Annotated in this window: 11 protein-coding genes and 1 pseudogene; 10 read left to right on the plus strand and 2 right to left on the minus strand. The window is 56.4% G+C overall.

Annotation, left to right across the window (positions count from 1 at the left end):
• The first annotated feature begins 12 nt into the window (after nucleotides 1-12).
• From ACA070_RS10880 to ACA070_RS10890, 3 genes are all read left to right on the plus strand, one after another.
• Nucleotides 13-1,044: an SCO family protein gene (locus ACA070_RS10880; protein WP_497451108.1), complete on the plus strand. Its 1,032-nt coding sequence runs from the start codon at nucleotides 13-15 to the stop codon at nucleotides 1,042-1,044.
• Nucleotides 1,045-1,146: 102 nt separating this feature from the next.
• Nucleotides 1,147-2,640 (plus strand): sensor histidine kinase, encoded by a 1,494-nt coding sequence (locus ACA070_RS10885; protein ID WP_497451109.1) that lies wholly within the window; start codon nucleotides 1,147-1,149, stop codon nucleotides 2,638-2,640.
• Nucleotides 2,609-4,036, plus strand: coding sequence for a sigma-54-dependent transcriptional regulator (locus ACA070_RS10890; RefSeq protein ID WP_497451110.1), 1,428 nt, complete (start codon nucleotides 2,609-2,611; stop codon nucleotides 4,034-4,036). Before ACA070_RS10885 ends, ACA070_RS10890 begins: the two co-directional genes overlap by 32 nt.
• Before the next feature lie 3 nt (nucleotides 4,037-4,039).
• On the opposite strand, the gene ACA070_RS10895 is transcribed toward ACA070_RS10890, so the two are convergent.
• Nucleotides 4,040-4,426 (minus strand): hypothetical protein, encoded by a 387-nt coding sequence (locus tag ACA070_RS10895; RefSeq protein WP_497451111.1) that lies wholly within the window; start codon nucleotides 4,424-4,426, stop codon nucleotides 4,040-4,042.
• A 179-nt stretch (nucleotides 4,427-4,605) separates the two neighbouring features.
• Between ACA070_RS10895 and ACA070_RS10900 the strand changes: the two are divergent.
• From ACA070_RS10900 to ACA070_RS10930, 7 genes and pseudogenes are all read left to right on the plus strand, one after another.
• Nucleotides 4,606-5,163: pseudogene (locus ACA070_RS10900) on the plus strand (class I SAM-dependent methyltransferase); the annotation flags it as partial.
• Nucleotides 5,164-5,630: 467 nt separating this feature from the next.
• Nucleotides 5,631-5,990 carry an XRE family transcriptional regulator gene (locus tag ACA070_RS10905; RefSeq protein WP_497451112.1) on the plus strand — a complete coding sequence of 120 codons (360 nt, stop codon included), beginning with the start codon at nucleotides 5,631-5,633 and terminating at the stop codon, nucleotides 5,988-5,990.
• Nucleotides 5,991-6,435: 445 nt separating this feature from the next.
• Complete coding sequence (locus tag ACA070_RS10910) at nucleotides 6,436-6,639, plus strand: hypothetical protein (RefSeq protein ID WP_497451113.1); 204 nt, start codon at nucleotides 6,436-6,438, stop codon at nucleotides 6,637-6,639.
• A 443-nt stretch (nucleotides 6,640-7,082) separates the two neighbouring features.
• Nucleotides 7,083-9,902 (plus strand): TrlF family AAA-like ATPase, encoded by a 2,820-nt coding sequence (locus tag ACA070_RS10915; RefSeq protein WP_497451114.1) that lies wholly within the window; start codon nucleotides 7,083-7,085, stop codon nucleotides 9,900-9,902.
• Between the two features lie 704 nt (nucleotides 9,903-10,606).
• Nucleotides 10,607-10,825 (plus strand): BPSL0761 family protein, encoded by a 219-nt coding sequence (locus tag ACA070_RS10920; RefSeq protein ID WP_458509467.1) that lies wholly within the window; start codon nucleotides 10,607-10,609, stop codon nucleotides 10,823-10,825.
• Nucleotides 10,826-11,012: 187 nt separating this feature from the next.
• Nucleotides 11,013-11,489 carry an Xre family toxin-antitoxin system antitoxin gene (locus ACA070_RS10925; RefSeq protein ID WP_497451115.1) on the plus strand — a complete coding sequence of 159 codons (477 nt, stop codon included), beginning with the start codon at nucleotides 11,013-11,015 and terminating at the stop codon, nucleotides 11,487-11,489.
• 313 nt (nucleotides 11,490-11,802) lie between these two features.
• Nucleotides 11,803-11,952, plus strand: coding sequence for an NAD-binding protein (locus ACA070_RS10930; RefSeq protein ID WP_497451116.1), 150 nt, complete (start codon nucleotides 11,803-11,805; stop codon nucleotides 11,950-11,952).
• A 663-nt stretch (nucleotides 11,953-12,615) separates the two neighbouring features.
• On the opposite strand, the gene ACA070_RS10935 is transcribed toward ACA070_RS10930, so the two are convergent.
• Complete coding sequence (locus ACA070_RS10935; protein ID WP_497451117.1) at nucleotides 12,616-13,209, minus strand: papain-like cysteine protease family protein; 594 nt, start codon at nucleotides 13,207-13,209, stop codon at nucleotides 12,616-12,618.
• Between the last annotated feature and the right edge of the window lie 358 nt (nucleotides 13,210-13,567).

Below are 13,567 nucleotides of genomic sequence, written 5' to 3' on the forward strand. Positions count from 1 at the left end.
GGCGGTGAAAAAATGAAGCGCAGCCGAGCCGACACACCCGTGCATACGCCGCGTTCCCGCGCCTTGGGCATGCACCTGATTCTGGTCGTGGTCACCTGTCTGTTGGCCCTTCAAGTGCTGCTCGCTCGCGAAGGGGTACTGGCGCCAACGGAATCGGCGACACCCTGGGGCGGCGATTACTTCCCCAACACCTTGCTGACCGATCAGGACGGTCGGCAGGTACGGTTCTTCGATGACTTGATCAAGGACAAGGTGGTGGTGATCAATTTCATATTTACTTCGTGCAGCGACTCCTGCCCGCTGGAAACCGCGCGCCTGCGTCAGGTGCAAACGCTGTTGGGCGACCGGGTCGGCCAGGACATCTTCTTCTACTCCATCAGCATCGACCCGCTCAGCGACACGCCCGAGGTGCTGAAGGCTTACGCGCAACGCTTCAAGGTCGGGCCGGGCTGGAAGTTTCTGACCGGCGAATTCGAAGACGTCACCGATCTGCGCAAAAAACTCGGGCTGTTCATCGAAGGCGTCGACAACGGACGCAACAAAGACCACAACCTGAGCCTGATCGTCGGTAACCAGTCCACGGGCCGCTGGATGAAAGCCTCGCCGTTCGAGAACCCGTGGATCCTCGCCGATCAGTTGGCCAACACCTTGCAGAACTGGAAGAAACCCAGCGTTGGAGAAAGTTACGCCGATGCGCCCGAGATTCGCCCGCCAAGCAATGGTGAAGAACTGTTTCGCACCCGTTGCGCGTCGTGCCACAGCCTGGGGCCGCTGGACGGTCAGGGCATCGGTCTGCGCAGCATCGGCCCGGACCTGATCGGCGTGACTCGCCGGCGCGACCCGGCCTGGCTCAGCCGCTGGATTCGTGAACCGGACCGCATGCTCGCGGAAAAGGACCCGATTGCGGTGGAGCTGTTTGAACGTTTCGACAAAATCCCGATGCCCAACCTGCGTCTGGACGAGAACGCGGCGCAGTCAATTATGGGATTTTTGCAGGAAGAAACCGATCGTCAACAACCGCTGCAAGCGGCGCAGGTGCCATAGCGGCGAAATACTATCAGTGAAGCCGTCAACCACGATCAATGCCACCTACACTGATCCCTGACGCGGCTGAAAAGGCTTGATGCAAGTCTCCAGGACACTCTCATGCAGACGCTGGAACAACAAAAAATTCCTGCGCCGGACACACCGGCAGCAGGGAAGCCGAGCCGGGGCGGACAGTTCAATCTGCTGCGCTGGTTTTCGTTAGCCAGCTTTTTCATCATCGCCGCCGTGGCGGCGGGGCTCGGCTACATTTCCACTCGTTTCGTGGTCACCGAAAGCATCGCACGCGACTCCATGCTGACCGCGCAATTCGTTCAGGCCATCGGCGATGCGGAAATCCGCCATGCCTCGATCAACCCGATCAGAACCATGGGTGAAATGCTCGACCCGCGCGATGACAACGCTTATCCCGACGTGACCCCGACAGCCCGAGCGTCTTCGCGCGGCGAGTTCCTCGATCATGTGAAACATCTGCCGGATATTTTGTTGGCCAACGTGTATGCCCTGGATCGCACCGTGGTCTGGTCGACCAACCCGCAGCTGATCGGTGTGCGCATCGAAAACGATGATGAACTCGACGAATCCTTTGAAATGAAGGAGGCGGTGTCCACCAGTTACCACGAGATCGACGACGAGCGTCCAGAGCAGAAACTGCTGCGTGAGCCCGAACACCTGTTCATCGAAAACTACATCCCGATGTTCAATGCCGACAAAAGCAAAGTCATGGCCATGGTCGAGATCTACAAGGAACCGGTGGATCTGGTAGAGCGCATCCAGCGTGGCTTCAGGGCAATCTGGCTGGCGACCCTGGTCGGTGGTCTGGTCATCTACCTTGGGTTGTTCTGGATTGTGCGGCGTGCGTCCATGCTGCTGCAGAGCCAGCAGAAACAACTGATCACTAACGAGACCTTTGTCGCCCTGGGGGAAATGTCCTCGGCGGTCGCCCACAGCTTGCGCAATCCGCTGGCGAACATTCGCTCCAGCGCCGAACTGGCCCAGGAAATCGCCAGCCAGAATGCGCAAAAGAACATTGGCGACATCATCAGCCAGGTCGATCGCATGTCGCGCTGGGTCCGGGAGTTGCTGGTGTCGTTGCGGCCCATGAACGATGACTACGAAACGGTGGACCTGGTGCTGGCCATCGATGACACCCTGAGTGCTTTCGACGCACTGATCAAACGCTCGAACGTGGAAGTGCGCTTCACACCGCAAACCTGTCCACCGATCGTCAGCCAACAGGTGCTGCTCACACAAATTCTGAATAGCCTGTTTGCCAACGCCCTGGAAGCCATGCCCAAGGGCGGCATGCTCAGTATCGATATCGAACAGCCCCGATCCGGACAGGTGCGGATGACCTTGAGTGATACCGGCAAAGGCATGACCAAGCAGCAGCAACAGATGGTCTTCAAGCCGTTTTTCACCACCAAACAGGGAGGGTTGGGCGTTGGCCTGGCCCTCGTCAAACGAATAATGGAGCGTTTCGAAGGCTCGGTCGAACTGACCAGCCAGGAGCAGGAAGGAACCCGCGTCTGTCTCAATTTCAAAGTGGCAACGGGAGGGGACTATGGAGCACAGCATACTGCTGGTCGAGGATGATGAACTCCTGGCCGAGAATATTCAGACCTACCTGGAGCGCAAAGACTTCGAGGTGACGGTCTGCCACTCGGCTGAAGAGGCGTTGGATAAACTGAGTACGTTCACCCCTGATGTGGTGTTGACCGATAACTCGCTGCCAGGCATGAGCGGTCACGACCTGATCCAGAAGCTGCGCATCAGCGCGCCGGATCTGAAAGTGATCATGATGACCGGCTACGGCAACGTCGAAGATGCCGTGGTGGCGATGAAAGAGGGCGCTTTTCATTACGTCACCAAACCGGTGGCCTTGCCGGAGCTCAAGCTGCTGCTGGACAAGGCCCTGGCCACTGATCGAATGGAGCGCACGCTGTCGTTTTATCAGGAGCGCGAGGCGCAGAAGTCAGGAGTACAGGCATTGATCGGAGTATCGGCTCCGATGCAATACTTGAAAAACACCATTGCCCAGTTGCTCGACGCCGAGCGGCGCATGGCCAATACCGACCTGCCGCCGGTGCTGGTGGAAGGCGAGACCGGTACCGGCAAGGAACTGGTGGCCCGGGCGCTGCACTTCGACGGTCCGCGCAGCAAAGGTCCGTTCATTGAATTCAACTGCGCGTCGATCCCGTCCAATCTGGTGGAGTCGGAACTGTTCGGCCACGAGAAGGGCGCCTTCACCGACGCCAAGGACCGCCGAGTCGGCCTGGTGGAAGCGGCCGATGGCGGCACGCTGTTTCTCGACGAAATCGGTGAAATGGACCTGCTGCTGCAAGCCAAACTGCTGAAGCTGCTGGAAGACCGGACCATCCGCCGGGTCGGCTCGGTGAAGGAGCGCAAGGTCGATTTGCGGGTGATCAGCGCGACCAACTGCAACCTCGAACAAATGGTGCAACAGGGCAAGTTCCGTCGTGACCTGTTCTTCCGTTTGCGCATTATTTCGATCAAGGTTCCGCGCCTGTATGCCCGTGGCGCAGACATCCTGCTGCTGGCCCGGCACTTCCTGGCGATCCACGGCAAACGCTATGGCAAACCCAACCTGCATTTCAGCGACCAGGCTGAAGAATTGCTGCTCAGCTACAGCTGGCCGGGCAACGTGCGCGAATTGCGCAACATGCTCGAGCAAACCGTGCTGCTGGCGCAGAGCGATACGATTGCGGCCCATCAGCTGAACGTGTGCCTGAGCCTGGTGGATGACCCGATCATCCTGCAGGAAGCACAGCACCACGAGCCGCGGCCGGTGTACAACGGCACCGAGTCGATGAACCTGCCGGAAGTCGAGCGCGACATGGTGCGCAAGATGCTCGACAAGACCGACTGGAATGTCACCAAGTCTGCACGGCTGCTGGGCCTGAGCCGCGACATGCTGCGTTACCGGATCGAGAAACTCGGCCTCGCACGCCCGGACAAACGCCAGTGGTGAGCCTTATTGCAACGTAACACTTTGACGGCTGAGGCATTCGAGCACGCACCGGGGGTCGAAGACTTCTTCGTTGACGTAGACGCCACGTTCCGGATCGTAGGAGCGGATGAACACTCGAACGGAGGCATCCGCGACCGTCGGCAATACCGAGTCGTAGAACTCATGCTGGCTGGCAATCGGGATGAAATCCTGAGGGGCCGTCGGGATGTATGACCGAGGCGGCACCGTACTCAGGGAGGGCGGCACCGGGTGGGCGAAGGGCTGGTCAGCCCCGTAATAGTTGAAGTTGCTGCTGTAATCGGTGGTGGGTGTCAGCGTATCGTCCGCGTGGGCGCCGGTGATGGCGGTCAGGCTAAGGGCGAACATCAGCGTCAGATCAGTTGTTTTCATGGCAACACCTGCGAAATCGGTTTTCCCGCACTTCCCCAAGGCCATTAACTATAGCTGCCGTACGGGCTCGCGTTCGCGATGCCCGGATTACAACATTCCAACAAACGCCCAATGGGGTTTCTCAGCACCCTGATCTAGACTCGTGCCGGTCAAACAAAAGCCGAATTCTGGAGTGCGCAATGGAAATGCCGACCAAAGAAAAAGCCATAGCCAGCAACCGCGATGCCTGGAACGACTCCGCCCGACACCATAAAGACACCCCCGATTGGCGGGCCCTGGTGAAGGCGGTCAGTCAGCGCGATTTTTGCTGCATCGACGACACACTCCGCGGTGTGCTGGAGCAGGTCGGCGTCGATGGCAAGGACGTGGTGCAACTGGGCTGCAACAACGGGCGGGAAAGTATCTCGCTGTTTGCGCTGGGGGCGTGCAGGGTGGTGGGCGTGGATCAGTCCGAGGCGTTTCTCGATCAGGCGCGAGAACTGGCTTGCCTCTCGCCGCATGAGCCCGAGTTTATCGAGGCCGACATTCATCACCTGCCGACTGAACTTCATGAGCGCTTCGATGTGGCGCTGATCACCATCGGCGTATTGAACTGGATGCCGGACATCGGCGCGTTCTTGCGCCATGTCGCCCAGACCCTCAAACCTGGCGGTGCATTGGTGGTGTACGAAACCCATCCCTTCCTGGAAATGTTCGACCCCGAGGCCGCCGATCCTTATCGCCTGGACAGCGCGTACTGCATCGTTTTATGGGCAGACACATCGTGTCAAAACGATTCAACTTGGCTAAAACTTAGGAGAGACGGGGTCTTGGCTTGGTTTGGTTTTGATCAATTGACATTGAGATATTGACATCAGAGTTGCGATCACTGGGCATTCAGGTAAGTGTAAAGTGATTGCTTGATTATCCAGTGGTTAGGAAATAGCAAATCCTTCGTATGCATTTTTATCGCCCTGGCGAGCAATTGATGAGGTTTGAGAATTCAAGATTCTCAAACCTGATCGCCGTCCGTAGGCGAGCACGCCCAATTCGCGGTACGCCAAGGGACAAAGGCGGGCTTTTGCGGTTTTCAAACTTCCGTAGGCGTGCGGGGCTGTGATGCACCCGCACAGTGGAGCGGGTAGCGTCTGGTTCCGTGTGTACTGTCTAGAATTCACAACGTAAAGTGCGTAGACAACAGTTAAGGTCTAGGGAAGTAGACGTTATGCGACTTCGAGCTCAAACCGATCAAGTCCTCGGCATCACGGTAGGGGCACGTATTCAAGCGTTACGCTTGAGGAAAAACATAAGCCTGGAAACGGTGGCCGAAAATGCCGCGATCAGCCGTCAGACGTTGCATCTGTTACTCAGTCAGGGCAAAGGCACTTTGATCAACCTGATCGCCGTATTACGGGCCATCGGTGAACTGGAGCGTCTGAGTTCATTAGTGGAAGAGGTGCGGCCCAGTCCTCTACAAATCATTCAAATGGAAGGCAAAAAAAGGCGGCGCGCTTCGGGGCGGCGCGTTGTCTCCAGTGAATCCGAATCTACTGGCTCAAACAAAAATAAGAGCAGCGATTGGTGATTGCCTCATTTCCTACGACCGATGAGGTCCGCTCAATACCATTTAAGGAGCAACGTTCGTGACTCACCTTGAGTACCGTGATGAAAGGTAAGCGCAAAGTCAAAACGACCAAGTGATATCTCGCCGAGTAGTTCAAAGCCGAGGCTCAGCAGGTGTTGAGGGCGCGCTCGGCACAGGCGAATCGTTTCTTGGATCTCGCTCTGGTTGTGGACGGAGACCTGGAACCGGTCGGATCACTTGCGGGGTGCCGACTTCAGGCGGCAGCTCACTCTCCGTTGCGTCGCCGACCCGAAACTGGCGCGGAAGTTGATGGATCGGCTTAACAGACGCGAGGGGAGGGGGGGCACACTTCAGGCGTGACTGAAGGAAGGCGACCCCGTCACCTTCACGGCCAACAGTGATGATTGGAAGCTTTCTGCACGAGGCCTCAGCCCAAAGGCGACCCATGGAGGTTGAAGTGCTGCACGAAGCGGCTTCCCAGCTGGAAACGTGGCTGCGGATCCCCGATTCTGAGCAGGACATCCTCAAGTTCATCACGGCGGGCTTCTCCAGTGCGAGTGTCGAGACACGCTGCAACCTTGGTGCGCCCAGCAACCAGATCATTTCGCTTACTATCCTCGCCACTCGGTTGGCCTGCGGTCAGCTCTGAGCGTGATCGCTTGTTCCGTTATGCGCACATCACCGTTACGGCCTAGGTGCTCTTTGGGAAGCAAAGCCAGACGCTGGCTCAGCAATCCAAGAGGCGCTGCTTGGGTAAAACTCCTTATGCACGGCTCTCCACCAGCCAGGGCACTCGCCTAGTGGTAGAGAGGCTGATCCAAGTACCAGAAGGGATTGGTATTTTAAGGGGGCGCAGGTGAGCGCGTTTACGGGTATCCCCTGCTCACGGGGTCTTGGAGCCGGCACCGACTGGCCTGCCGCGGGTCCACGTTGGCTGCTGCTAGCCCAGCCGGATGATCTGCCGGGCGTATCTTCTTTTGTCCTTAGAGCGTGTATTGTGAATTTCCCATCGGGGTTGTGAGTAAAGCGCTTCTTCCATGCTAAATACGGCTGACATCAATTGCACAAGCTCGCGAGAGAAAAGGAGGTCGGGTGAGCGAATATCGAGGTATGCACTGGTTTAAAACAGATTTTCAGGTGCAGACACCCGAGGACAACAAGCACTGGGCAGATGATGACTTGCGTCTCTTGAGTCCTCGGCGCCCCCTTCAAAATGGTGTACCTGACGAGCAAGATATTCAGAGCAAAGCCAAGCGCTTTCTCACACGCTGCCATGAACTTGAACTGGAAGTGATTGGCATCACCGACCACAACTTCGCGGAAAAATCCGAACCACGTGACTGGTTCCTCACTCACCTGGTTGAGCAGAATAAATCGGTCGCCAAGGAGCTTGACCGTGCGCCCCTTGTCATTCTGCCCGGTTTTGAAGTCGACATCGGCTACCACGTCCTATGCCTGTTCGATCCGGCGACTAAAATGCGCCACGTGCAGCGCGTCAACATGATCCTGATCAAGTTGGGTTTGGCGGAGAACCAGCGCTTCAAGGGGGGAGAACCCGCAGCGCTTCGCCGAGGCGAACAGGCGATCAGCATGAAAACCTTGCTCGATACGGTGCAGAAGGAGCATGGCGGAATCGTGATCGCGGCGCATGCCGACCAGCAAGATGGATTGTTATCAGCTTCGCGGAATATTGATGACTATCAGCTGCCAGGCTTGCTCGCACTGGAGTTGACCGGGTACCCCATTTCAGAGAAATACCGCGCCATTCTTGAGGGGCGTAACAAAGATTGGTCGCGTGTGGGCCTGCAACCGGCCTATGTGCAGTCCTCGGATGCCAAGTCGCTGAAAGCAGATGCAGAGGGTCGACCGCTCCCGAATGCGCTGGGTTATCGTCACACGTGGGTCAAGTCCTCCAAACCCTCGGTGTCTTCGTTACGGCAAGCGTTTCTGGATGCCAAATCACGACTTCGTCTGCAAGCCCCGCGCCCTTCCGATGAGCAAACCCATCCACGGATCGTATTTCTGAAGTGCCGGGGCCTCAAGTACCTTGCCGACCTGGAAATCTACTTTTCACCCAATCTCAATACGGTGATTGGCGGCCGGGGCACCGGAAAGTCTACGGCGTTGGAGCTCCTTCGGTTCGCCTTCGGCAGGGATCAGGGCGACGTCTTCTCGGATTCGGTGCGCGCCAAGTTCGACCGGGTAAAAGCCACCTACACCGATGAGTCTGAAATACAAGTGGGCTGGGAAAGTATTCCCGGTCAGGTCGACATCATCTCGCTGAGACCTCCGCTGGGACACGCGTTGCTCCAAGGAGAAGCCCACGACTTTTCGGTGTATCTGCGGCAGCTGCCCGTTCAGTTTTACAGCCAGCAGCAAATCAGTGAACTCACCGGTGTGCATGGCGGCGGCAGCCTACTAACGATGATTGATGAGGCGTGCTCGGCGGAACTGCAAGGGCTCAAAGGGCAAGAGGACACGTTGCGCGCGGAGATTCAGCAACTGTTTGCCGCCATGGATCAGCTCAGCGCCTTGAGCGCGGAGGTGAAGGTGCTCAATCAAGAGCTGCAGGAATTGAATCGGCAATGGCAAGCTCGCAGTGAGGTGTTGGCGGAGGCTCAACAGTACCAGCGAGCGGAAACTGCACGGCGTTACGTCGAGCAGGTCAATATCCAAGTGACTGAGGATATCAATCGCTTATCCACACTTGCGGAGGAGTTGTCCGCTCGCGGCGTTCTCAATGACGGGCGGGTTGAGGCATGGCCCAGAGCCGATTGGTTCAATGCGCTGACGCAAAAAACCGACACGCTTAGACAAAGTTACCAGGCGCAGGTGGCGGCGCTGGCGCAGCAGATGCGCCAAGACGCGATTCAATTGTTTGAGCAAGGGGACGGCTGGGATCAAGTGTCGGTGGAGTTGGATGGCACCAAAGAAGCTTTTCTGACTGCGTGTCATGAACGGGGTTTACAACCACAGGATGTGGCGCGCCTGCAGGAAATTGACAAAGCCCGTCAGGCCAAGCAGCTCTTGTTGCAAGACAAGCAAAAGCGCCTGGACGTCCTGACTCCACAACGCGACCGCCTGAATGTAGCGTTACACGACATGAGCTTGTTATGGGTTCGACAGTTTGCGGTTCGACAGCGGGTGGCCGCAGAGATTAGCGACAAGGCTCGAGGCTCCATTCGCGTGCTCATTCAACAAATGGCGGATGATCAAGGCTTTCTTCAAGCATGGAACCTCATGGCGCCCGATGGTCGCAGTCGGTTGGGGCGAGCGTGGGAGCACATTGGCAAGGTTTTGTTTGAAAGTTTTTTGCGACACCTGAAAGAGGTTCATCCCGAGGCTGATTCGCCTTGGGCGCATATTCGAGAAATCCTGGCCGATGATCGTGCGTTGCCATTACCCCTGCTGGAATATAAGGGAGAGCTAAAACTTTACTTCAACGAACAGAAGCATCAATGGCGCAATGCCCGACTGACCCGAGTTGAAGAGCGGGTCGACATTGAGTTGTATCGGGCGGATCGCACGTTGGTGGGAAGTGTGCAGAGTAATGCCTTATCAGAAGGGCAGCGCAACACGGCCGTGTTGAATTTACTCCTGGCCAAAGGGGAAGGGCCGATCATCATTGACCAGCCGGAAGACGAATTGGATTCCAATTTTATCTATCGCGAGTTGGTGCCGTTATTGCGCAAGGTAAAAAATCAGCGTCAGTTGATCTTGGCCACTCATAACGCCAACCTTCCCGTGAATGCCGATACGGACCTGGTGTGTGCCTTGGCGGTTGCGCAGGGACGAGGTACCAGACTGGCCGTGGGTGGGCTTGATCAGATTGATACTACGACCGCAGTGCTCGACATAATGGAAGGATCGGCAGAAGCCTTTAAGCGTCGTTTCGATAAGTACAATTTCTGATGGGGAGTGCCTGCCGTGATCGGCTCTTGTTGTAGCTGAGGTCTTGGTGGGCTTTTCGAAGTGACGATTTGTGTCGAGTGTATTTTGAAACTAGCCGATTGATGTTGGGCGTGGGCCTAGCCCTTTTTCTTTCTAGTGGAAAACCACCGTGACCATCGGACACGTACCCTCAACGTGATGGCCTTGCAGCGCTGTGTTCAGTAGCGGATATTCGCTGCGCCATGGTTTTGCCATTTGGGCCACGCGTAATCGATGGAGCCCGAAAGTCTTGATCAATATGTCGGCTGGCCGATGCGCACAGTGCGCTGCGCTATGTCGATGCGGCGCGGCTTTTGGTACTTGGCGCCGCAATGTATCGGAGTCAAAATGACCGCACTACGGACGAATTCGTACTGCGCTATAGGGCATGTAATTACACTTGTACAGCACCCACCATTGATCGAATTTGCGAGGGAAATAACAGGTTTGAGAAAGCAAGATTCTCAAACCTCACTGCGGTTTTTGCCCGGTGGCCTTGATTGACGGTACGCCGAGGAGGACAGGGGCCTGATTCTCGAAAAGCCCGGGCCGATCCCGGCGATAGACTCAATGGGCCGTCTTGGTTTAGGTGTAGGCTGTAGGCGATTTACCAGGCAGGAAACTGCGTCGGATGCCATCAAGCGCAGAGCGGCTGGACCGTGCACGGTGTGTACGAGGAGGACACCATGACAATGCCCAACGAGCGCACGCGCGCACTCATCCAGACGCGAGACTTTCTGGTCGAGCTTGCAGAAGATTCCGCGCTTTCAGCGTCCATGCGACGTCAGGCCCGCCAGCTGTTACGGCATTATCCCAATGCAAACGAGATCCTGCGGGCCGGGCAGCTCGAAGAGCGAAGGGTCGACCGACTGACCGAGCCCTTCCTGAGCTCCAGCATCGACTGACCGCAGTGGCAACTCATCATCAGCCCAAAGCCGCTGATCCTGGTCTGTGGATACGTAGAGGGTAAATGGCTCCATCGTCTTATCGACCTAGGGCGTTATGGAATTCCACTGGCGCTCAATGGCGCTTCCGGTTAGACAGGCGTTAGCTCATATTCCTTTGGATGGGCAATCATTGGGGGAAGTGTTAATGAGCACTTCAACTGCGACTCGACGTCCGGCAAAAAAGCAAGAGGTGTCCCGAGAGGACGGCATCGCGGCCTTTTGGCGATTCAGTTCCGATCGAGCGCCGCTGACGGAATCGGAGCGGCTGTACCAAATAAAAGTAGGGTTTCCCGCTGACCTCATCCAGGCTTTTCGCTTGGCCTTTGACCTTCAAGACCGCCACCTGGAAACGCTGCTCAATGCATCAACTTCGGCGCTTGAACGACGGCGGCGCGCGCACAAGAACCTTGATCCTGTGGCCTCCGAGCGTTTGGACAGAATTGCTGTGGTCAGTCACTTGGCCGAGGAGATATTAGAGACACCAGTGACTGCCGCACATTGGATGTCGACACCGAATAAAGCGCTCGGAGGGACTGCACCGATCATGCTCTGCGAAACTGAGATAGGGGCCAAACAAGTTCGCCGTGTCCTTCAGGCCCTTGAGTGGGGAGGTCCAGCCTGATGAGGGTATGGCGAGGTGCACGCTGTTAGGGAAAGGAATCTTTCCACTAAACGTATAAAACAGCCGCAAGGACAATAATTGTTTACTTAAGCCTAAAGCTCTACGCACAGCGTAAGCAGCGCGCCAGGTACGAAATGCAGCCACCGAGCCCCCCCCGATCGCATCGGAATTTACCAGCATTCCCCCAGTGTCGTTGTCAGCAAGAACTTGCTGACGCTTACCCAAAGGGCCGGCAGCCTAAGGCACGGATTGATTCACTCAATTCCCCTCTGCCTCCTGTAGTGCTCGCGCTTACCGTCGGTATGGCGCTAATGTGGCAGCGCGAACATACGACCCAGGATTCAAGCTGTCGCTCGGCTTGAAGGATGCGAACCTGGCCCTGAGTGTGGCTGCTTCAAAGGGTTTAGCCCTGCCCGCGACCGAAGTCGTACGTCAAAATCATGCAGCTAGCTATGGAAGCTAGACTGGCGGAGAAGGACTGGTCCGTACTTGCAGAGTTGGCTAGAGCACGCAGTCTCGCAGACTAAAGCCAACATTGAAGTTCTCTATCTACCTTAATGAGCGTCGGACACCTGCATGCATTTCGCGAGCTTAGAGTCCGAGGTCTACCTTTCGATCAGGGTGGCGGATAGCCTACACAGTTTACGAAGTTGTTAACAATGTGTCCTGGCCCGCTTTTGGCCGTTTTCTGCCTCTCCCCAAGGGCGGTTAACGACCCATAGCTGTCGATAGCAGACTCTCGTCGCTATCCAGCATCCGCTCGGCGAGCAAACCGACAGCGATAAACACGATCGTTGTTCCTGAGGTGCAACTGACCCATTTGGCTGACGATGGTCTCGTCCGAAGAACTATGTGCGCGCCGAACCCTACAATGAGATAGATCACCGCACAGCTGGCCATATGAATTAGCCCGAGCGTGATGATTTGCAATTGAACAAGGGATTTTGGTCGCCGAAGGGAGGGAAGGGCTCTGTAGCGTGGTCGAGGCCAGTAAGTACGGCAATTGGACCAACATCAGTGGCAGTCGCTGATGTTGCCGCCTCACTGCAATGGGAAGTGCTGACCTATGCGGCCGAGGCAGAATTTGGGGCCGCCCCGAATTCTGCTCGCGTCACATTTAGGAGTTTCAAGCGCTCTCAATATCGACAAGCCAGTGTCCGACTACTTTCGACACGTACTGCTTTCCGGTCATCAGATGGATGTCGCCGTCAACAGGATCGATGTAGGTAACGCTGTTCAGTTCGTCATGTTGTCCAGGTCTGGCAAGCACGTTAGCGACATACGCGATTACCACGTGATCCATGGTCGGCGACAGGCGCAACTTCAGAATGATGGGGCGTTTGGCTCGCAGCTCGGAAACAGTCAATTCAGGCGAAGGCGATCCGATAGAAAATTTAGCTGATGATCGCCAGGGTATGCCTCCGTGAGTGAATCCCCACGAATTGAGGAATGCTGACATCTCATAATCGGTTGCTGTTTCGATGGTCACATGCCCCTTCATGGCTGCGACGATTTCAGGCTGGCTCCACTCGATACCCCGATAGTCCAGTAGGGTCTGAATAACAGCTGCCCAGCACCAGACTTGCGTGAGTTGTTGTCTCGCGTGTTTTTTGAAGCCAGGTATGCCAACAGGCTCAGCATTGGCTATCGGAACAAATGCCGTTAGCATCGCGCCGACCCCCGCGATTATCACGTTCCTTCGTGTTAGTGAAATACTCATATTCCCTATTCCTCAAACGTTGGCTGCGAGAAGTGTTGTACGGGGGTGGGATAACAGAGGGGCGTTGATACCTATCCGCAGCTCACCACTCCTCTGGTATAGCAGTTATGCGGCCGGTCGTTGGGGTTGATCTCAGGGATTGAAAACTGTCGCAATCTGCGCAACCTTCCTCGGCCGCTGTCATTTTCGAAGGCAAACAAGCCTAAAGACGGCTTATCTAGCAGTGCTTTCCCGGAGCACTCGTTTTGGCCCACTCAGTGGGCGTTGTCAGCCCATCGGTATTCCTCGTAAATCAAGCATGCCGTCATGGGAACCATTCGGGGCCGCAGCCCGGGCCCTCAAGTTTTTGCCGACCTAC

The sequence above is a fragment of the Pseudomonas sp. LBUM1678 genome (assembly GCF_059695575.1).